13 protein-coding genes are annotated in these 22,430 nt (G+C 38.9%); 3 read left to right on the top strand and 10 right to left on the bottom strand.

From position 1 onward, the window contains the following. Window position 1 precedes the first annotated feature (1 nt). The 8 genes from IWC72_RS03615 to IWC72_RS03580 all read right to left on the bottom strand — a co-directional run bounded on the left by IWC72_RS03615 (window position 2) and on the right by IWC72_RS03580 (window position 15,163). Window positions 2-1,501: a sulfatase gene (locus IWC72_RS03615; protein ID WP_194528845.1), complete on the bottom strand. Its 1,500-nt coding sequence runs from the start codon at window positions 1,499-1,501 to the stop codon at window positions 2-4. A gap of 9 nt (window positions 1,502-1,510) precedes the next feature. Continuing rightward, window positions 1,511-3,067 carry a sulfatase family protein gene (locus tag IWC72_RS03610; RefSeq protein WP_194528844.1) on the bottom strand — a complete coding sequence of 519 codons (1,557 nt, stop codon included), beginning with the start codon at window positions 3,065-3,067 and terminating at the stop codon, window positions 1,511-1,513. Between the two features lie 74 nt (window positions 3,068-3,141). Next, window positions 3,142-3,606, bottom strand: coding sequence for a DUF5018-related domain-containing protein (locus tag IWC72_RS03605; protein ID WP_226979476.1), 465 nt, complete (start codon window positions 3,604-3,606; stop codon window positions 3,142-3,144). A gap of 28 nt (window positions 3,607-3,634) precedes the next feature. Next, window positions 3,635-5,437 carry a RagB/SusD family nutrient uptake outer membrane protein gene (locus IWC72_RS03600; RefSeq protein ID WP_194528843.1) on the bottom strand — a complete coding sequence of 601 codons (1,803 nt, stop codon included), beginning with the start codon at window positions 5,435-5,437 and terminating at the stop codon, window positions 3,635-3,637. Window positions 5,438-5,453: 16 nt separating this feature from the next. After that, entirely contained in the window at window positions 5,454-8,549 is a 3,096-nt protein-coding gene (locus IWC72_RS03595) for a SusC/RagA family TonB-linked outer membrane protein (protein ID WP_194528842.1), read from the bottom strand. A gap of 326 nt (window positions 8,550-8,875) precedes the next feature. Then, window positions 8,876-13,048: a hybrid sensor histidine kinase/response regulator transcription factor gene (locus IWC72_RS03590; protein WP_194528841.1), complete on the bottom strand. Its 4,173-nt coding sequence runs from the start codon at window positions 13,046-13,048 to the stop codon at window positions 8,876-8,878. A 160-nt stretch (window positions 13,049-13,208) separates the two neighbouring features. After that, entirely contained in the window at window positions 13,209-14,273 is a 1,065-nt protein-coding gene (locus tag IWC72_RS03585; RefSeq protein WP_194528840.1) for a phosphotransferase enzyme family protein, read from the bottom strand. Beyond that, a complete protein-coding gene (locus IWC72_RS03580; RefSeq protein ID WP_194528839.1) occupies window positions 14,273-15,163 on the bottom strand; it encodes a nucleotidyltransferase family protein in 891 nt (296 codons plus the stop codon). The genes IWC72_RS03585 and IWC72_RS03580 overlap by 1 nt, the downstream gene beginning before the upstream one ends. Window positions 15,164-15,353: 190 nt before the next feature. Here IWC72_RS03580 and IWC72_RS03575 point away from each other — a divergent pair, with 190 nt between their 5' ends. Together IWC72_RS03575 and IWC72_RS03570 are read left to right on the top strand one after the other, a co-directional pair. Beyond that, complete coding sequence (locus IWC72_RS03575) at window positions 15,354-16,958, top strand: sulfatase family protein (RefSeq protein ID WP_226979475.1); 1,605 nt, start codon at window positions 15,354-15,356, stop codon at window positions 16,956-16,958. A gap of 107 nt (window positions 16,959-17,065) precedes the next feature. Then, a complete protein-coding gene (locus IWC72_RS03570) occupies window positions 17,066-17,356 on the top strand; it encodes an iron chaperone (RefSeq protein WP_194531072.1) in 291 nt (96 codons plus the stop codon). 31 nt (window positions 17,357-17,387) lie between these two features. On the opposite strand, the gene IWC72_RS03565 is transcribed toward IWC72_RS03570, so the two are convergent. Together IWC72_RS03565 and IWC72_RS03560 are read right to left on the bottom strand one after the other, a co-directional pair. Further along, entirely contained in the window at window positions 17,388-18,350 is a 963-nt protein-coding gene (locus IWC72_RS03565) for a helix-turn-helix transcriptional regulator (protein ID WP_194528838.1), read from the bottom strand. A 167-nt stretch (window positions 18,351-18,517) separates the two neighbouring features. Continuing rightward, window positions 18,518-19,543 (bottom strand): LacI family DNA-binding transcriptional regulator, encoded by a 1,026-nt coding sequence (locus IWC72_RS03560; protein WP_194528837.1) that lies wholly within the window; start codon window positions 19,541-19,543, stop codon window positions 18,518-18,520. A 197-nt stretch (window positions 19,544-19,740) separates the two neighbouring features. On the opposite strand from IWC72_RS03560, the gene IWC72_RS03555 reads away from it, so the two are divergent. Next, window positions 19,741-22,419 (top strand): TonB-dependent receptor, encoded by a 2,679-nt coding sequence (locus IWC72_RS03555; protein WP_194528836.1) that lies wholly within the window; start codon window positions 19,741-19,743, stop codon window positions 22,417-22,419. Window positions 22,420-22,430 lie beyond the last annotated feature (11 nt).

Raw genomic sequence — 22,430 nt, 5'->3', positions numbered from 1 at the left:
ATTACTTAGAGAGACTGGAATTTGGGGGTAGGGGAACTTTGTTTTTTGCGCGCCAAGTCACTAGTTTATTAAGGAGTTTTTGGGTTAGTTTTGGCTCTTCTTTTACTAAGTTATTGGCTTCTATGGGGTCCTTTCGTAAGTTGTAGAGTTCGAGTTTTCCATCGGCTAAAAATTGAATCAATTTATAGTCTCCTTTTCTGATTACGGAGCAGGTACCGTGTTTGTATTGGCTGGCCAAATGCCAGAAAAGGGGGCGTTCTTTAAAACTGTTTTCATCTTCTAAGAATAGTGGGCTAAGGGAGTTGCCGTCAAGCTGTCCTTTATAATTAATTTGTGCAACATCCATCATCGTTGGAAAATAATCCATGACGGATATGGGTATTTCCGTTCTTCGGGCCTTCACTTTACCGGGCCAATGGATTAAGGCGGGAACTTTGATGCCGCCTTCATAAATTTCGCCTTTGGAGCCTCTTAACTTTAAATTCTCAGAAGCCATACTATGATACCCGTTATCCGAGGTAATGATAATCAATGTATTTTCCTCTAAATTATTCTTTTTGAGGTATGTCACGATTCTACCAATGTTTTCGTCCATAGACTGTACCATGGTAGCGTAGCTTGCCATTCGCTCTTTGTTTTTGCCTATACCTTGTCCTAGTTCAGGGTCACCAGCTTTGTTCATGTATTTGTCAAAAAGCTGGTCATTTCTGTTTTTTATAGGGCGATGTACCGCATAGAAATGAAGATTAACTAGAAAAGGGCTGCTCTTATGCTCATCCATAAAGTCAATAGCATCATTGGCTAACCGGTCCGTTAACCATTCATCATCAGGTTTTGGTTCTACAAATGGATTGCTGAATGGTGCACGATACCCGCCTGTTTCACTTTTATAACCTCCTTCTTCTAAAGCAGGGTCGCCACGGAATGTGCCGCCCACATTTTTAATAAATCCTCTGCCTTCTGGGTAGTATTGTTTTACGGCAGGTGTTTTGTGATTTTCTATCCAAGTGAAATCTCCCGCCTGTGGCTGGTCTAACCTTTGTTGAATGGGCCAGCTCATGGCCAGTTCTTTTTCAGGAAACGGGCCAACAATATGCCATTTACCCAAATGAATGGACTTGTATCCATTCTCGGCAAGGGGTTTGGCATAAATTGAGTGTTCTTTGCCAACGGTCCATCTAGAAAAAATGTTCTCTTGGGCATCTCCTTTTTCTAAAACAGGAACCGTGTACACTCCAGTTCTAAACGATTGCTTTCCGGTGAAAAGTGCTGCCCTAGACGGAGAGCAAGTGGGATACATATAAGCATTATCAAATACTAGACTTTCTTTGGCCAAGGCATCTAATGCTGGGGTCTCAAAATAAGTGGAACCGTTAAAGCCAACATCGGCATAACCTAGGTCATCTACCAATATAAAAATGATATTGGGCTTTTGTTGGGCCAAAATAGAAGCCAATGGGTAAAAAAATAAAAGTAGAAAGTATAGAATGTTCTTTTTCATGCATTTTAACTATTCGGTTTGTTTCTCGTATTTGAGGGGTGATATCCGTTTGCCTGTTTTATAATCCAGTCGTTTGCCATAATAGATGTACTGGTCAAAAATATCTCCTTTGCCCAATGTTCTTGGGTCGCCCTGTGCTATGAGCTCAGTTTCCATTTGAGTACGGAGTTCTTTAATTACAGATTTGTACTCGGGCTTTTCTGCTAAATTGTTGATACAATGAGGGTCTTTTTGAATGTTGTAAAGTTCGTTTTCCGGTTTCTTATCAAAATTCATTTCAAAATAATGATACTCCTCGTCTTCAGGTTTTAGGTTGGTGAGGTAGCTTTTTGTTGGTGAACCATCCGTATTCATAAAACCGAATTCCGGATTACCAACGGGCCATCTTTCTGGTTTAATATTGTGAACGTATAGAAGAGAGTCGTTTCTAATAGCTCTAACAGGATAGGCCAAATCTGTGCCATCCTCATTGGAGCGCCCAACGTCATGACGTTCCTTACCTAAAAGTACATGGTCTCTACTGGTATCAATTCTACCCGATTCTGAAGAGAAGAGTTGTTTTACAATACTACCACCCGTCATTTGTTGATGAGGTATTTCTCCGGTTACTTCCATAAATGTCGGAGCCAAATCGGAAAAGCTTATAAAGTCGCTCACGGTACGTCCGGAAATGATTTTTCCTTTCCAGTAAGCAATTAAGGGAATATGAAAACCTTCTTCGTAAATCTGCCCTTTTACCCTTGGGAACGGCATTCCATGGTCAGAAGAGATGACCACCAACGTATTTTTTAATAGCTCCTTTTCTTCTAGAGATTTAATGGCTTTGCCAACATGCGTATCAAACCATTCTACCTCATTGGCGTAATCCAATAAGTCACCACGAACTACTTCGTTATCTGGGTAGAAGGGAGGCACGCTGGCTTCTTCTAGTTTTCGGCCGGATTTTTTCCATGAATCTAGTTCATAAAAACGATGGGGCTCCTTTGCGCCCAACCAAAAACAAAATGGAGTTTCTTTTGGGGTGTTGTTTAGGAAGGCCTCAAAATTTGCGGCATAGTCAATATCTGCGATGCCTTTATAGGGCGGTTTTAATTTTATGGCATTGTGTTCAGGTCCTGCAGGATTGTCTTTGGTGTCATAAACGCCGGGTCCCCAACCTTTGCCCGTATACCCAACGCGATACCCCTTTTTAGCTAATAACTGTGGGTAGGTTTTAAATTCAAGAGGAAACCGACCGTTATGGTCGGCCGCTTCTTTTAACTGCCAACTGTACTTGCCTGTTAAGATACAAGCTCGTGCAGGTGAGCATTTTGGATTTCCGTTATATGCATTCTGAAATACAACCCCTTCCTTTGCCAAATTATCTATTACGGGGGTATTAATAAATGTATCTCCGTAGGCACCAAAACTTTTCATGGAAGCATCATCGGCAATACAGAACAGAATGTTTGGACGTTCCGTTTTTGTAACTGGCTTTTGATTATTAGGGTTTGTGCAAAGTGATAGCACTCCTACCAAACTGAATTTCAGAATGGATTGAAAAATTTGAAAAGCATATGTTATCATAATCCTGGTTTTTACAGGTAAGGTACAAATTGTTTATAGCGATAGGATACGCACATGGGGGAATACAACTTTCTCTATTTGTTGAATCCCGAAATGGTCAAACTCCAAACTACTTTGGTGCCATCTGCAGCAGTAACTTCATAGCTCATATTGCTATTGCTAAAATCGCCTATTTCACCCAGAGCAGGAGCCCCATTTGATGGGGCTAAGGTAGCTGCGGTAGAAATATCGGCATAGCCAACAATCTCTGCTAGGCTTACTTGCGTACGTATTTCTTCTGGGAAATCTCCATTGGCATCTGGGACGGCTATAGTACAAGTAACCTTTTGATTATCTGTGTCTATCGTTGTTTCCGTATCCAATTGAACCACCTGCAAGCGATTGTTATCTTGACTGCTATCTATCCATCTGTATTCAAACCTAAAATTGGTGATTTCGGCATCGCTAAAGGCAGGGAGTTCTTCCAAATCCGACTTTAAGCAAGAGGTAATTGTCATGCCTACAAACAGGAACATCAAATATTTTATATGTTTTTTCATTGTATGTAATTTTGTGTTGTGCGTTAATTTACCAACCTGGATTTTGGTCTAATTTTTCATTAAGTATGCGCTCATTTTCAGGAACGGGAAACAGGTAGCGCCTTGTTGAAAAACGCTTTTTCTGATTGCCTGGTTTTAGTACTACGGGTACGCTTTCAAAACCTTTACCATCTTCGGCAATCTCAAAGAATGTATACTCTTTATCGTTCAATTCTGAGATGATACCACCGCCGGATTCTTTACCCCATCTTAGGAGAGACCAATATCTATCGTTTTCAAAAAACAATTCTACACGACGCTCAATTTTGTACCATTCCCAAACTTGGTCTAATGTCATTCCTGCCATCAATTCTGGTAATTGGCCGTGTTGAGTTCTTGTTTTGTTGATGTACTCAATGGCAGTTGCAGCATCATTTAGACGTAGCATTACTTCAGCATAGTTCAAATAAGCACGCCCCAATCTGGTAATTACTTGGTGGTAATCTGTGAAGTTTACCGCTTTATAACCTTCTATATCATAAATACCCTTTCTTATAAAATACCCGGAAATAGTAGATGCTCCTGTTCCTTTGGTACTTTGGGCATAGTGCATATTACCTCCAAGTCTGGTGGTAACGGTATTTGTGAAAAGCTGAGAAGAATCTTGTACAACGGAAGCGAAGAAACGGGCATCACGATGCTCGTTATAAATAGCATCCGAAAGGAAACCTCCATTTGTTTCAAAATCTTGGTAGTATGATGTTTCATTCCATCTCTTTGCTACTCCGTCTGTATCTTCTACCAAATAATCATCAACTAGATCCGTGGAAGGCATTGCAGTTGTCCAACCCAAGAAAGATTCGGTGAGTTTTGGTGTTCCCTCTGTTTTTGCAACCTCCATATTGGGCACAATACGTTGCATTGGCGTCAATACACAAAGGGTGGCGTCTATATTCGTGTATAGCCCTAGAATGATTTCCGATGAGTTTAAAGCGCTAGTGTAATTATTGAATATTTCACCGTAATTGGAATCCAAACCATATCCTAAAGCAAAAAGGTCCTCACTTGCTTTTTTGGAAATGTTATAGTAATCCTGTTTTCCACTTTCAATATAAGCAGCTCCGTGCAAGGCTATTTCTGCCAACATTGCGTAGGCGGCTCCTTTAGTAAGTTCACCTGTTTCAACATTGCTTGAAAGAGGCAAGTCTACCGCCGCTTCTTGCAAATCTTTAATAATAAAATCATAAGTTTCCTTAATGGTTTCCGTTCTAGGCAGTTTTAAATCGTCTTCTTGGCTAAGCACTCGGTCAACAATTACATATTTACCAAATAAACGTGCTTTTGAATAGTACATAAGAGCACGCAACATCTTGCCTTGTGCAATTAATTTAGGTTTGATATTTTCAGGAATACCCTCTGAAGCAGCTGTTTTTTCGATGATCAGGTTACAGTCACGAATCACTTCAAAAGAATTTTCTTTAATAGGATTTTTTAAGCCTAAAGGGGCATTCCCGTAGAAGTAATAGGAGTTGTTTTTGGCCCATCCGGCATCATAGAACTGGTCAATAAGGTCTAAGGCTACTTTGTTGGCATTTACCAGTACTGTATTATCTGTGTAGTCATCATTACCAGCGCCGCCACCTTTTGGATCTGGGTCTTCTGGGTTGACCAATAATTCTGGAAGTACGGAATTGTACGTGTTATAAATAAAGCCTTGAGCAAGATTGGCATCGCTCCACACATCTTGTTCGGTGTACTTGTCTAAGGGTTCGGTGTTTAAAAGGTCGTCGCTACATGAGAAACTCACGAAGGCGATCGAAACTGAAAACAGGGTTATATATATGTTTTTCATTGCTATTTTTTTAGAATTAAAATCCAAGATTTACACCAAAGGAATAGGTGCGTTGTACCGGGTACCCATAACTGTTTATACCATTGCTTCCAGCTTGTACCTGTTCAGGGTCAAAGAAATCTTTCACAGGTGAAATAGTAAAAAGGTTGGTGCCACTTGCAAATATCTTGCACGAAGAAATCCATTTGTTGTCAGCTAAGAATGTTTTCTTTAAGTCATAACCCAACTGAATGTTTTTCATTCTAAAATATTTGGCATTCTTCAAGAAGTAATCGGATGGGTTGCTAACAATATCATTGTTGCCGCCATTAACACCTACCGAAGTAACTGGTCTAGGGTATGAGGCATCTGTATTTTGGGGTGTCCAATAGTCTAATTGATAGGTGTAGGTTAAACGTTTTGCTTCTGCAGCAATAAAGCGGTCAAAACCTATGTATCGGTTTCCGGCACCTTGAAAGAGTCCGTTCATGAACCAACCTTTATAACTCATGTTAAAATCTATACCGTAGGTAAGATGTGGTTGTGAAGGAAGGCCAACAAGTCTCTTGTCTTGTTCATCTACTTTACCGTCTCCGTTAGAATCAACATATTTGATGTCTCCGCCCTGAGTTTCCGTAGAACTTAACAATCGTGGATTGTTAAGTATTTCTTGATCGTTCTGGTATAATCCATCGGTTACGAAGATTTTTCCACCTTGCCAATAATCGGTTCTATGGGTTTCTCTTGTATACGGGTTGTTCAGGGTAGCCTCATTTTCGGTATCCAATTGTTCCCATAACTGATCAAAATATGAGACGTTCCCGCCTAGCCCGAATTTAAATTCATTAATACTTCCTTTGTAACGAAGCGAAAGTTCGTACCCTGCTCTACGTTGTTTTGATCCTGAGCGAATTTGCGGTAACGGTTTGCCCAAAGGTTGTGAGTATACGTTTTGTGGGCTCACTAAAAATCCTGTCGTGAGGTAGTAGAAATATTCTAAAGTACCACTGAATTTATCTCCGAAAGTAGAAAAATCCAACCCGTAGTTGAACGATTCTCTATTATACCAAGTAAGTTCGTCCGGATTTACCAAATTACCTTCTGAATAGCCGTTTACCAATGAATTTCCAATGGTGTAAATACCCGATTCTAAATTGTAAACTGGTATGTATCCAAATCTATTTACACCTTCAGAAACTCCCGTTTTACCGTAAGAACTTCTCAGTTTTAAAGAGTTGATGATATTGTCTTCCTTTAACTTTTGCATGAAGTTCTCTTCAGCAATGTTCCATGCAAATGACATGGCAGGAAAGAATCCCCATCTTTTTTTAGCGGCAAAGTTGTCATTACCATCATAACGACCGCTTAATTCAATAATGTATTTATAATCAAAATCATACTTCAAACGAAAAACATAACCGGCATTGGCGGCTTCACGCTCGCTACCGTCGTTATCCTTACCTACGGCAGGACCTGCAAAAAGTTGGTCTACTGCACCTGATAAGTAGTTTCTTCTTGAAGCACCCAAGGTGGCATAGTTGCTAGTGGTCTGGTTGTAAACAAAAGTGGCGTCAAGACCATGCATGCCAAAGGTGCGTGAGTAAGAAGCGCTAGATTCAAAATAGAGTCTATTACTGTAGTATGAATTTAAGCTTAATGCGGGTGGTGTTTGAGCTGTAAGTGAACCGTCTTGCATGTAAAGCGGTACGTTGTACTCCCATAATTTACCCCAACCATCACCATCTCGGTAATTGGCCATGACTCCTAATTTAAAACCTTCAATATTTGGTACTTGCCATTTTATGTCCAATTGGGCATTAATGAACTTATCCCTTGTTTTATTATAACCCGCGTCTTTGTCCGTAAGTGCTAGCGGATTGTCTCCGTTACCACCTCCCGCTAAAGTTCCATCTAAATTATAGGCTCTGTAGAGTGGGTCTGTATTTTGGTTAACAGCACGCCAAACGCCATACATTCCTGCAGATGGTTCTTCGTAGTTTTCTATACTAGAGTTGAGGTTTACACCTACTTCAAGGCCAATTTTGTCAAATTTAGTAGTGACATTACTCCTAACATTAAATCTACTGTAATTAACCACATCTGCTTTTAGAAGGCTACCCTCATCAATATACCCCATGGAAACAAAGTAGTTGGTTTTTTTGTCCCCTCCGGAAAGCGAAAGGTTATGGCGTTGCTGAGGTGCAAATTCCTTTAAAGTAAGGTCGGGCCAGTTATTGTCTGGGTAAGTATCTAAATCTGCATGGGTTCTAATAGTCTCCAGTTGTTCAGGAGAGTAGGGGACCGGTATACCTTCATAAGCACTTGCAGCATTCTGTACTTCTACAAATTCATAGGAATTCATCATCTCGGGCAGAATGGTAGGTTGGCTCATTTGATAGTTGTATGAGTAGTTGACGTTTATTTTTCCGTCTTTTCCTCTCTTGGTAGTAACCAAAACAATACCGTTACCAGCTCTTGAACCGTAAACGGCTGTGGCTGCTGCATCCTTTAGAAAACTAATACTTTCAATGTCGTTGGAGTTGATGGTATTAAAATCTTGTTCTTCCGTTATAACTCCGTCAATTACGTAAAGTGGAGAGCCACCACCACGAATGGATATGGCGGGAGAACTTCCCGGTGCACCACCACTATTTTCAACAATAAGGCCAGAGACTTGACCTTGAAGGGCTTCGCCTACATTATTAAATGGAGTTTGTTCTAGTTTTTCTGGGGCCAAGGTGGTTACCGCTCCAACCATTTTTCGTTTGGTGGAAGTACCATAACCAATAACTACAACCTCGTCTAATTTAGCGGAGTCTGTATCTAAGGAAATGTCTATCGTGGTTTTACCATCAATAGTTACTTCTTGTGTGCTATAACCAATGTAACTGAATATCAAAATATCCGAATTAGCAGGAACATCAATGGAGTAGTTACCATCAAAGTCAGTAACGATTCCTATAGTAGTACCTTTTACCAAAACATTGGCTCCTGGCAGTGGCATACCATCTTCGGTACTGATTACTGTACCGGTAACAGTTGTTTGTGCAAAAGTGGCACTGCAGGTTAGCAATGTCAAAACGCAAAGCGAAAACAACCAACACTGTGGAATTTTAGGCCTGTTTTTTTTCATAGTTTGAGTTGAGTTATTAAAATTTAGTTGAGAGAAAATGTAAAAAGTAAAAATGTTAATTTTTTAACATTGACATGGGGCAAAGGTATTTTTCGCACTAAAAACGATGTATTCGTGCGTAAATATTATGTATTCAGAAATTAATAATGACGATTTTGAGGATATGGTTGAGAGACGGTAAATCCTTTATTTATCGGTTTCCTGGAGGAATTCTAAGTCGAATGGACTTTCGTAAGCGAGAAGTGATGTTGTAATAGTTATAACCTCACTTACTTTACGTAATGTGAATTGAAGGTTTCTTTTGATTTAATAAAACTGGATGTTTCTTAGTCTTTTTTCAGGGAAGCATATTTCCCAGGTGTAGTATGATACATTTCTTTAAAGAGCTTGCTAAAATGTGTTCGGCTTTTAAAACCCGTCATAGTGTAGACTTCGTTGACGGATAGGTCTGGTTGTTGTACCAATAGTTCCGCGGCCTTTTTTAAACGGTACATTTTTAGCATTTCAAACGGAGTTTTATCAGTTAGTGCTTTTACTTTTTGATAGAAATGCGTTCTGTTGAGGTAAAGTTGACGCGCAAATTGGTCCATATCTAGATTTTGATTGTCTAGATTTTTGGCCATGAGATGATATAGCTTTTCAAGAAACGCATTATCGTTTCTGATGTTGAGGTTGTTGTCCTTGGTAAGTGGAATTCCTATTTTAAAACGCTCACGCAACCGTTTTTTGTTTTCTAACAAAGCTTCGGTTCGGGCTACGAGTCTGCGGGCATCAAATGGTTTTTTAATGTAGGCGTCCGCTCCATCTTTAATACCTTGAATCTGATTTTCTATATCATCCAATGCGGTAAGGAGAATAACCGGAATATGGCTTGTTTTTATATCTGCTTTAATGCGCTTACACAGCTCTAGGCCATTCATAACCGGCATTTGAATGTCGCTTATGACTAAATCAGGCCATTGGTCTTCCATGGCATCTAAGCATTCTCTGCCATTTGTAAATGTTTTTACCTTAAAAAATTTAGAAAGTACTTTTGATACGTATAGACGCATATCTAGCACATCCTCTACGTAAAAAATAAGGTTTTCTGAGTGGTCACCGCTTGTTTTAATTTTGGAAATTTCAGTTTTTGCTATCGTCGTTTCTGCATCTGACACCTCATTTTCGGCTATTATAATGGCATTTTCTTTAGAAGCTTGGTCGTCCGCAGATTCTTTTTTGACCACCGGTAGACGCACCGTTATGGTTGTACCAACACCTATTTCGCTAAAAGCTTCTAAATAACCGTAATGCATTTCTACCAATTTTTTGGAAAAGGCAAGACCTATACCTGAACCGGTAGAATGTACGCTTTCTCTTTTCCGAGACTGATAGAACCTTTCAAAAATATGAGGTAGGTCATCATCATCAATACCTCTTCCTGAATCGGTTACAGAGACAAGAAGGTCTTTGTCATCACTTGTGTAGGTAATAGAAATGTTATCGTTTGCTCCAGTATATTTGAAGGCGTTACTCAACAGGTTATTGAATACTTTTTCTAATTTGTCTCGGTCTGCAGACACCACAATATTGGATTTTTTGGAAATGACTTCTAGCCTTTTATGGCTGTTGTAGGCTAAGAAATGAAAGTCAGGCACTAGGCTTTCTATAAACGCATCAAAATAAAATCTTGAATAGTTCATTTCCATTAAATTAGCATCTACACGTTCAAAATCATGAATCTGGTCTATGAGTTGCGCAATTTTTTTGGACTGTCTGGCAACGATATTCAGTTTTTCCTGAGAGTCTATATTGTTTTTGTACCGTTCTGATAAAAGTTTAACCGGACTTGAAATAAGATTAAGTGGTGTTTTAAGCTCGTGGGATATGTTGGCAAAAAACCGGAGTTTTGCAGCATTCACTTCTTTGACCTTGTCTTTTTCTATTTGCTCTAATTGAATGTTGTAGCGCAATGACTGTACCTTCATAATATAGAATAGGACAATACCTAAAATTATTAAGGTTAACAGGGTATAAAGCAGGTATGCCAGGGGTGTTTTCCAAAAAGGAGGAGCAATGGTAATGTTAAGGGTCTTGGGTTTGGTCCATTCGCCAATGGCATTGGATGCTGCCACTTCTAACATATATTCTCCAGGCTGTAAACCATTGTAATTTATCATACGCTGGTCAGAAGTGGTCTGTAGCCAGTTTTGGTCAATGGGCAATAATCTGTATTTTAGAAAGTGGTTTTTTGGAGAGGCAAAATGCAGTGAAAGCGCTTCTACGGTAAATACGTTTTCGTTGTATTTTAGATCCAGGCGTTGTCCATTGTGGAGCCGTTCAGATAGTAAAACCCTTTTATTGATTGTATCTTTAGGAAGTACCGTTTTGTTATAGACCTTAAAACCTCCAAAGTGTAGAATCGGTAAAACTTCTGCGTCTTTAATAGAGTAGGGTTTAAAGAAAGAGAAACCCTCAAGGCCTGCCAATATTAGGGTGCCGTTGTCTAGATAGCTAGATGCGTACCAGAAATCTTCAAAAGGCAAACCGTCTTCTTTTCCGAATTTTCTAAACTTTTTATCTTTAGGGTAAAATTTATTTAGGCCTACATTGGTAGCTATCCAAAGATTGCCAGCATGGTCTACATTTATACTTTTTACAACGTTATTGGATAAGCCGTCCTTTTCGGAAAAAGGGATGAAAATAGGTTCATTTTCACTATTTTCTACTTTACAGATTCCGGCACCTTCCGTTCCGATCCACAGGCAACCATCTGGTGACCTTGTAATAGCTGAAACAAAATTATTTGGTAGACCACCTTCCTTCTTGTCCATCCGGAGGTGCTTGATTTCTGCATGTTTTAATAAAGGGTCATCTTTAATATTAATTCTAAAAAGACCGTCTTCCGCTGTGCCCACCCATATAAAATCATGCTCAGGGTCTGCATATACATAACGGGCCAATATCATTTTAAAATTATCAAAATACGGATTGTCGTTCAGGGCTTCTATTCTGGTGACGTTACCTTTTTTATCTACCGAAATCTTGTAAATACCTCTTCTAGAACCAAGCCAGAGGTTCCCCTTTTTGTCTTCTGTTATTTTATAAGATTCTATCCCTGAAAATTCAGGGAGCGAGCTAACATTAATGGGTAGGGGGTTTTTCTCTCCCGGATTTAATCTAAAGTAACCCTTTTCTGGAACCCTAAACCAGGTTCTTTTTCTTTTATCAATATACACTGAAGAAATTCTTGAAGCATATTTTTCTGAAAAAACAGAGGGTAATGGTTCAAATTGAGACGTTTCTGAATTGAAAAGAGCCAAGCCCCCTTGGTTTTTGGTCAAGTAGGCCCTGTGATCGTCCAATGGGGCTATATGAATTAAATGTCGATCACTTACACCAAATTCATAAGGGCTTTGTCCGTCAAATTCTTTGAATGGATTTTTTTTAAGGTCAAAACGAAAAATACCTTTATCAAAAGAACCCACCCAAAACCGGTTATTGGAGGTAGTGCTAAAACAGCTTATACGAAGTTGCCTGTTCTGGAACTTAAATAATGAATAATCTATGTCTGTGTCCTTAGAAAAGGTATTAATATCATTAATGCGAACAGCACCGTTGTTCAAAGTGCCAAGCCAGAGATTGTTTTCGTGGTCAAAACCAGAGCTGTTGAAGTTTTGTGAGGGTAACAGGTTATTTTTAACGACTCGGTAGTCATAATTGGCACCGTTCTTTTGATAAGAAAGTATTGCGAAGCCGGATTTAAGTGTTGCCAAAAAAGTAGATGCGTTAATACGCAACAAAGACTCGCAATTACTTATTTCATCGGAAACTACTTTTGTGAATTGATGGTCGTTTAAGCTAAAAGAAAGCAGGCCTACAGATGTAGCATAGAGGTATGTACTTTTGTCTACAGATAGTGAACTGTAGAATTCAACGGCCCCATTTTCATAAAAGGCCGTGGGGGAATATTCGTCTTTTAAGGTATAATCATCGTTAAATATTAGAATACCATATTTTTCAGTAGCACAGAGAATAGTGCCTTGGTTTTTGTTTATAGTAATATCCCTAACGACCGGCCCTTTAATTCCTTTTTTGGCGAGTTGATTTGAATAAATGTCGCTGAACTCTTCTAGGTTATAGTTATATAGGGAAATACCCTCATCCGTGCCAATCCATATATTACCCTTTGTATCTTCTTTAAGTGATCTAATACGATTGCTTATAAAAAGGTCTTTACTCAGTGTGTTCTTGAAAGTCTTGAATTCATAGCCATCATAACGGTTTAGACCTTCAAAAGTGCCTACCCATATGTAACCTCTTGAATCTTCTAGAATTGAAGTCGTTCCATTATGAGCTAAACCATCGGTAATTGTATAATTTTGAGAGAACTCAAGGTCGCTTTCTTGAGCAAAAAGGCACAGAAAGAAGAGAAGACATACAAATGTTGAGTAAACTTTTTTGGACATAAAACCAGAAACCGATTTATTACCTGCTGGGTGTTCGGAATTAATTTTCAAGGTAGTAAAAATACACTAGTTGATGGTTAACCCGCTCTTTATTCTAGGTTTGTTTTGGACTAGAATTATAAAAACAACTGAATTGTAATTATAAAAAATGACCTTTTAATGTTGGTTTTTAGAAGTTTATCCTTCAAGAAGGAATAGGTGTTTGTTAAATTTAACCTAGTTTTTCTTTTAATACACCTTCCATATAATCTATATGGTTCAATGCTTTCTGAGTAAAACTATATAGACTTAAACTACGGTCTAGGTTTTGGTTTTCGTAAGCTACTTTATAATATATATTGTTGTTGAGGTAATCCGTCAAAGCTCGTATACCATGTAAAAAAGGCATGAGAACAGCACCCCATGGTAATATTTCAATTTCGGTTTTTGTTAAAAATGAACCATTGGTAGCTAAGCCGTTGATAAAGGCTTCAAACAATTTCTTGTCAAAGATTATTTTACTGTGGTCTTGTTCATCTTCCGGAGCAGTATTGGCTATAGTGCGTACGGCATCACCAAAATCATAAAGAAAATACCCTTTCATTAGAGTATCCAGGTCAATAAGGCAAAGGGCTTTATTGGTTTCTTTTGAAAATAGGATGTTATTTAGTTTGGTGTCATTATGGCAAACTCTTACTGGTAGACCAGCTAAATCCAGTGCCGTTAACTTTTCTAAAATAGTATTAGTGAAAACTATGGCTTTTTCTGCGATTTCTAGTTTTTCTGGAGCTGCCGTTTTAATAGTGGATTTAAATTGCTCCTGCCGTAAGCTTATATCATGAAAGCAAGGAATAGTATCAACATAATCTTCTAAATCTGCTTGCTGTAAAAGCGAATTGAATCTAGAAATAATTCTTCCAGCTTCAAAAGCAATGTTTGCATCTTCTGTGGTGTTATAAGCGGTGCTGCCGTTTATATACGTCATGACCCGCCAATGGTTGCCAGTAGGTGAGATATAGTGACTACCTGCTGTTTTAGGCGACACCAAAGTTATTCTGGTATAATCGTCTCCCTTTAAATATTTAAAAGCTTGTTGAATATTATTCATCAGCCCTTTAACATCGGTAAAGACAAGATGGTTTACCCGTTGTAAGATGTATAATGGGGTGGCAGCATCAAAAATCAAAAAGGTATCATTGATCAAACCGTCTGTTAACGGTTTGATCAAATACTCCTTTTGAGGCAATGAAAAGTGCCCTAATAATTCGTTAAGCTCTTCGCTAGAATACGTACTCATTATTTTTTTGGCCAAAGCGGAGAAGGGTACTTGCCCGCATCGGTCTTACCTTGAAGGTTGGCAACCGCTTTCTCACGATCACTGGCATAAGTTACGCCAAACCAATCACCACCGGACGGTACTACTTTTACTTTTATTTCGCCGGCCTGTAACATTTCCTGAACTGTCTTTGGAATGTAAAGCTCACTAGTTGTGGCTAGATTATCATCAGCTAGAAAAGTTCTGAATTCACTCTCGATTTTATCAAAAATTGAAGGTTGGCATACCCAGAAGTTCATACTCACCTGCTCTTCGCCTGTATATTCATTACCAGAATCAAGGTCAAGTACTTTACCATCTTTTGGCTCAAGTTTTAAACGTTCATCCACAGAAACTAAATCGTCTCCATTTACTTGGCAAACCCCTCTAGATACAGAACCATGTTCTGATAAGGTGTTTTTTAAAGTGTAACCCACAAGGGCAAAAGTATTGTCATTATTATGTTCACGTGCAAAATTAGCAGCGTTAGCGTAAGCGGATTGTCCGTAGAAATCATCTGCATTTAAAACTGCAAAAGGTCCGTTTATCACGTTTCTTGCGGTCCAAACTGCATGTGCTGTACCCCAAGGTTTTTTACGCTCGCCAGAGAAAGAACATCCCTCTGGTAAATCAGTAATTTCTTGAGCCAAGACATCTAGTTTAATGTTGGCAGGTAATTTAGGACGCAAATGGTCTTCGGCTAAAGAAACATTTTCCTTTTTAGTAATGAGAACAATATGGTCAAAACCGTTTTTAAGAGCGTCATAAATACCAAACTCCATTAAGAATTCCCCGTTAGGGCCTAAATCGTCAAATTGTTTCAGTTTTCCGTATCGGCTACCACTACCAGCGGCCATTAATAATAAGGTCATGTCTTTCTTTTTTTAGAGAGCCGCTAAAATAAGGTTTTCACATGAAAACTTGTAAGTGATTTCTATATACATAACAATTTTTTGACATCTTGTTGGTTGCCTAGAGATAGAGTTTTATATTTAAGCTGTTTGCCCTAGGGGTTCTTCTTAAGGTTTTGAGTTATTTTTATATTCATTCTCTAATAAAAATATGATGAAGATTAAAGGTTTAGTGTTGTTACTGTTTTTATTAGTAATAAAAGTTAATGCCCAGAAAGATGAGAGACCCAATATTTTGGTAATTATTTTTGATGATGCTGGGCTGGATATGAGTGCCTACGGTAGTACTTATGTAAATACTCCGGGTTTTGATGCAATTGCGAAAGAGGGTGTGCTTTTTAACAGAGCGTATACCCCGAACGCTAAATGTGCCCCATCTAGGGCATCTATCATAACAGGTAGAAACTCATGGCAACTGGATGCGGCTGCAAATCATGTCATCTATTTTCCTTCAAAATTTAAGACATATCAAGAAGTGTTATTGGAGCTAGGTTATACTACGGGGTATACTTCAAAGGGTTACGGCCCTGCTTTAACGCTTACCGCAGATGGCAAAGAGAGAGCCGTTATGGGCAAGGTTTACAATGAAGAAAAACTTAAACCGGCTACTACGGGTATTTCCGATAATGACTATAGTGGCAATTTCAATGATTTTCTTTCCAAGGCGCCAGAGAACAAACCGTGGAGTTTTTGGGTAGGAAGTGTTGAGCCTCACCGAGGTTATGAGTATGGCACAGGAAAAAAATTAGGTGGTAAGACCGAAGAAATGATTAAGGACTTCCCCCCATATTGGCCAGATAACGAGGTTACCCGTAATGACCTTTTGGACTATGCTTATGAAATTGAGGATACGGATAAGCATATTGTAAAGATTCTGGAAACGCTAAAGGAAAGCAACCAATTAGATAATACTCTGATTATAGTTACTTCTGATCACGGTATGCCTTTTCCTAGAGTAAAAGGCGACCAGTATGAAAATTCAAATCACATTCCTATGGCCATGTTATGGAAGAATAAAATGCAGGTCAAGAATAGAACGGTAGATGATTACGTAAGCTTTATTGATCTTGCACCCACGTTTTTAGATGTGGCAGGAGTAGATTGGCAATCTTCGGGTATGCATCCTGCAGCGGGCAAAAGTTTAAAGAATATAATTGTTTCCGAAAAATCCGGGCAGATAGAGTCGGATCGCGATTATGTTCTTGTGGGTAAAGAAAGGCATGATACGGGTAGGCCAGATGATGTAGGTTATCCGATTAGGGGGATTCATAAAAACAATATGTTGTACGTTAAGAATTATGAGATAGATAGATGGCCAAAGGGAAATCCAGAAACTGGTTATCTAAATACAGATGGTAGCCCAACAAAAACAGAAATTTTAAACCTTAGAAGAAATGGAAGCAAAGAATTCTGGAAAATGAATTTTGGAAAAAGGGTTGAAGAAGAGTTATATGATGTGGCGAATGACCCATTTTGTATTCATAATTTGGCGACCAATCCAAAATATCAAAAAACTAAGGAAGCCCTAAAAATAGAGATGGAGGCGAAATTATTGGCTCAAGGAGATTTACGAATGTCCGGTTATGGACATCTATATGAAAAAGCACCTTTTGTTAGGGGAAGAAATTTTTATTCTGATTTTATTGAGGGTAGAAAACCAAAGGCTGGTTGGGTAAATGATGCTGATTTTGAGCCTTACCTGTTAGATGGGGATGGTAATGAGCTTCAGGAAATAGGTAATGAAATAAAAAACTGAGTTTATTAGATTAAATTTCTGTACTGATAAATTATGGGCACAGTATATAAAATATAGATGCATATATTGTCTAGTTTCCTCACAACGTACAAGTTGTTTTACAGGCCATAAGGACAACTATTAAAAGTGTTGTGCCTAATGCCGAAGAAGCTATAAGTTATGGTATGCCGGCTCATAAATATCATGGGCCTTTAGTGTATTTTGCTGCGTACAAAAATTATATTGGGTTTTATGCTACACCTTCCGGACACAAGGCATTTGCTAAAGAGTTGATAAATTACAAACAAGGTAAAGGATCGGTTCAGTTTCCGCTGGGGGAACCCATGCCGTATAGGTTAATTGAGAGAATCGTAAAATTTAGGGCGGAAGAAAACTTGGCAAAAGCGAATGTCAAATGAGGTTGTTTCCTAGTGTACGGGGTTTTGTAAATTAGTCTAGGAGTCTGTTTTGTGCTTCTTTAAGAATCTCTATCACTCGCTTTTTTAAACTCTCTGGTTCTAGAATCTCTGCATAGTCCCCAAACATTAAATACCACCTAGGAAAACCATGAACTACATCTGAGGTCATAAAGGTCATTGTAACCTTATCCTTTCTAATTTTTTCGGAAATGAACCCATACTGTTTTCTTCCTGTAGAAATATAGCGAGCAATACTCTTGTCAACAGAAATAACAATTTTAGTTTTCTCTTTATCAGGTCTCTTGTTTAAATGCTCATCTAGCATTCCGTGCTCTAGAGTAAAAGGTTTGTCAGTTCCTGTAATGCGTAGCATTCTATCTGTCCTAAATTGTCTATAATCTTTCCGGAATAGGCAGTAGCCTAATACGTACCAAAAGTTATTTTCATGAAATAGACCTACGGGTTCAATAAACCGGTCAGACGGTTTTTCTGAATTCAAAGAATGATACTTTAGAAAAACCTGTTTCTTATCTGCTATACTTTCAAAGAGGATTTCTAGGGCGTTGGGTATGTTTTCGTCAAAAGGAGTTTGTGTTGGGTCAATTAGTACCTGAGCCTCTAAAGTGGAAATCCAATCTTTTTCTTTCCCTCTTAACACCGACTTTACCTTGTACATGGCAGATTTATGGTGAGAGCCTAAGGAGGTGTCCGTAAATTTTTGCATCAATTTTTCAGCAGCAACAAAACTACCTGCCTCTTCCCGTGTAAACATAACAGGGGGAAGACGATAGCCTTCCATTATGGAATACCCTACACCAGCTTCGCTAGAAATGGGTACGCCCGAAGCTTCTAAAGAGCGAATATCTCTATAAATGGTACGTAAGCTCACGTCAAAACGATCAGCCAATTCCTGGGCTTTTACTATCCGTTTTGATTGTAGTTGAATGAGTATGGCCACTATGCGGTCAAATCTGTTAATGGTATCCAATCCCATAAGAGTGCGATATATATTCCAAAGATAAAACTTCAGATGTTGGCCTGAAAAATATCGGAATTTCATTTTTTTTGATGTTAACTTACTTTGCGTACCCTTTTTCGAATACAAAGAAAAGGGTGTGGGGTGACAACGGCTTGTCAACAAGGTTTATCATAATTTGTGTGCTAAGCTCTTAATGAAGAGTCTCTAACCACTAAGGTTGTTTTTATTTCAACCGTTTTAGTAATGACATCGTTTGTTGGGTTTTCAATTTCATCAATAAGGTATTTTACAGAAGTACGGCCAATTTTATCACCGGGCTGGTCTACAGTGGTTAATTCGGGCTGAATAATTTTTGAGTTTGCCGAGTTGCTAAAACCTACGACGGCTATCTCTTCCGGAATTTTCACTTTGAATTTATTGAGGGCTTTAATGGCTCCAATAGCAGCATTATCCGTTATGGCAAAAATGGCATCGGGGCGCTTTTTCATGCTTAAGAGAATATTGGTCAGACGTCTGCCATGTATGAGAGAGATATCTTCCGTACTCAAAATTATTTTTTCCTTGATAGGTATTCCATGGTGTTCTAGTGCTCTCAAGTAGCCGGCGTAGCGTTTTTCGGAGTTGTATGAATTTTCAGTTTCTTTAATAATGGCTATACGTTCCTTACCCAATTCAATAAGGTGTTCCACGGCATTAAAAGCAGCCTCTTCTTCATCAATAACAATCTGTGTACATGGTATTTTTTGCGATACTTTATCGAACAGCACAATGGGTACGCGGTTCAAAGTTCTTAACAGGTCATCTACTTTGGTAGTTTTTCGGGTGAGTGACATCAAAATACCATCCACTCCAAACTGGGTCATGGTATTCAGCATTTCGGTTTGTTTGGATTCGCTGTTGTTCGATTCTGAAATAATTACCCGATACCCACGTATTTCGGCTTCCTCAAGAATTCCCTTTAGGATGGTCGAGGTAAAGTAATGAGAAATGTTAGGAACCACTACGCCAATTATATTGGTCTTTTGGGATCTAAAGCTTCTGGCGAACAAATTGGGGGAATAGTTCATGTGTCGAGCAAGGTTATGAACGTTTTTCTTGGTGGTTGCGTTAATATCTGGGTGGTCATTTAGCGCTCTGGAAACCGTTGATATTGAAAGCTTTAATTCTTTGGCTAAATCCTTTAAAGTGGTGTTGTGCTTCTTGCTCATAATCTAAAAAGGTGTTGATTTTCAGTATAATGCAGATTTATTTATGATAAAATTATGAATTGCAAACGTTTGCGGTAACGTTTGCATAACAAATTTGCAATTTTTTTGTCGAAATAATATGATATTCAAATAGTTTTGGTCTTGTATTAACAAATTAATAATAACTCAAGTTCACTCAACTTTTAAAAACAACAATTATGAAGAAAGTAATTTTTGCGGTATTCGGCCTTCTTTTAGGTACTGGTGCTTTTGCCCAGACCGGAGTTTCCGGTACCATTACGGACATTGCCGGAGAACCTATTCCGGGAGCAAATATTATAATAGCAGGAAGTACTTCTGGTACCACATCTGATTTTGATGGTAACTATACATTCTCAACAGACCTAGAAGGCAGTCAAGTATTGAGAACTTCATATTTAGGCTTTACCACTTTGGATAAGCCGGTTGATTTAGACGGAGCAGCATTAACGGTAGATTTTGTGCTTCAAGAAGGCGGTCAGCAGCTAGATGAGGTTGTTTTAACGGCGTCTAGTACATTCAGATCTCAAAAGCAGGCGCCTTTATCTATCAGCTCGGTAAAAATGAAAGAGATAACCAAACTATCAGCTAACAGTCAGGCAGATATTTTAAGAAGTGTGCCAGGTATTACCGCTGAAGGTGGTGGTGGTGAAACGGCTACCAACGTATTTGTTAGAGGGCTTCCTTCTGGTGGTCAATATGTGTTTAACCCGTTACAATACGATGGGATGCCATTAATGAGTACGTTTGGCCTTAACTCTTCTGCTCATGATGTTTACGCAAGACCGGATATTGGCTTTAAAGGAGTGGAATTTGTTCGTGGTGGTTCTGCCATCTTATACGGTGCAGGTTCTGTAGCGGGTATCATTAACTATACAAGTAAAACGGGGGACACCAATCCTGGTAATGTAATAAACCTTGAAGTTGCCAATATGGGACGTTTAAAAACCGATTTCTATACAGGCGGCCAATTGGGTGGAGAAGACTCAAATACCTACTATGCTTTTACAGGTTTTGTAAGACATGACCGTGGTCCTATAGATACAGGTTTGCCTACAAAAGGGGTGCAGTTCAGGGCTAATATCAAGAAGAAATTTGATAAAGGTACATTTACCGTACATGGTCAGTTTATAAATGATAAGGCCCAGTACTACCTCCCTATTCCTTTATCAGGAGGAAGTAGAGAGCGTTTGGCCGGAAATGATGGAGAACCGGTAGAGCAGTTGTTGACAGGGGAATTAGCAAATACTTCTTTCCTTACGCCGGGTGGTACGTACAATAGCCCAATTGCAGATGGTGTTTCTACTACTGGGGGATATTTAATGGCCGATTTTGACTATAGGTTTGAAGATGATTTAAGATTTAAATCAAAGGTAAGGTATGCCAATTACAAGCATAATTTTGCGTTATATGTTGGAGGAAGCGGTAACAATCCAAACCCAATTACTTTGGATAATTATGTAGAGAGCATTGCTCCTGGAAATCAGGGGTACTCTGCGCAATACCAAAGTGGCAACCCTAATTCTCAAATAAACGGTTCAGATTTGGTAATAGATAATCTTCATGTAGATCGTTTACGTCCAATGACGGATTACTCGGGAGAAGCTTCTTTGACTAAAAGTATTGAAACAATGAATGGCGGAAGTCATAACATAACGGTTGGTACTTTCATAGCACGTACAGAAGCTGAAGATGTAAATTACCAGTATAGCGTATTGTCTGAATTCAATAATGCACCGAGATTGGTAAACTTAAATTATACCGATGCAGGTGGAGAGAATGTAGTGTATTCAGAAGGAGGTTTATACGACCGTATCGGTCAAACTTCAAATAATTTCTTATCTCAAAACAGATTAGCTTTTTACCTTACCGATGAGATGATTTTTGACAGATGGCGTTTTGATGTTGGTTTTAGATATGAGCATACTGATGGAGAATACAGCAAAGGGGGATTAATGAGTGATACTGTTTATGACAACCCTGAATTGACCACTGAATTGAGTGATGTGCAGACTGCTGATGGTAGCTTCATAAGGGCATCGGTAGAGGCTTCCGGATGGGCGGCTTCCTTGGCAGCTCTTTATGAATTAACTGATGTAACCAATTTATACGCTAACTTTTCTAAAGGATATTTTTTTCCGCAAATACGAACTTTTGTTCCGGTTGCAGGTATCAGTGAAAGTCCTTATGATGCAGAAAATATTATACAGTTTGAGGCGGGTGCTAAATTTGGTTCTTCTAAGTTTTCTGGGTCTGTTGCCGCTTACTATGTTTCATTAAAGGACAGAGTAAAAATTAGACAGGCCATTATTGGTGGTCAGTTAATTGATGAGACTCGTTCAGAACAGGATACCAGAACTATTGGTGTAGAGGCTACGGGTGATTATAGGGTAGTTGATAATTTAAGCCTTCGAGGTACTGCTACGTACCAAGCTCACGAAATCACTAAAAATATAGATTTTGATTTAGTGAACGGTACATCTGCCGAAACAAATGTGGGCAACGAGTTGTCTAGACAACCTAATTTCTTGGGCTCTTTAGGAGCTTACTATGATAACAGTAAAGTGGATGCTAATTTTGGTTTCAACTACACGGGTAGCAAGTATTCTTCAGATCTCAATGACATAGAATTAGATGCTATTCCTATCGGTAGACTGGGGGCAGGTTACACTTTTGGGAAGCCAGAAGAAAACCAGTCGGTTCGTTTAGGGTTCTCCGTCTTCAATCTTTTTGATAGTGATGGTGTAACAGAGGGTAACCCAAGAGCAGGTGCTGCAGGTGAGACGGAGTCTGAGTTCTTTGTTGGTCGTCCTATTCTTCCAAGAAGATTTTTCTTGACGGCTACCTTCAATTTCTAAAAACCATTTGA

It is taken from the genome of Zobellia roscoffensis (assembly GCF_015330165.1).
Taxonomy (GTDB): domain Bacteria; phylum Bacteroidota; class Bacteroidia; order Flavobacteriales; family Flavobacteriaceae; genus Zobellia; species Zobellia roscoffensis.
This window is presented reverse-complemented; position numbering and strand designations above follow the sequence as displayed.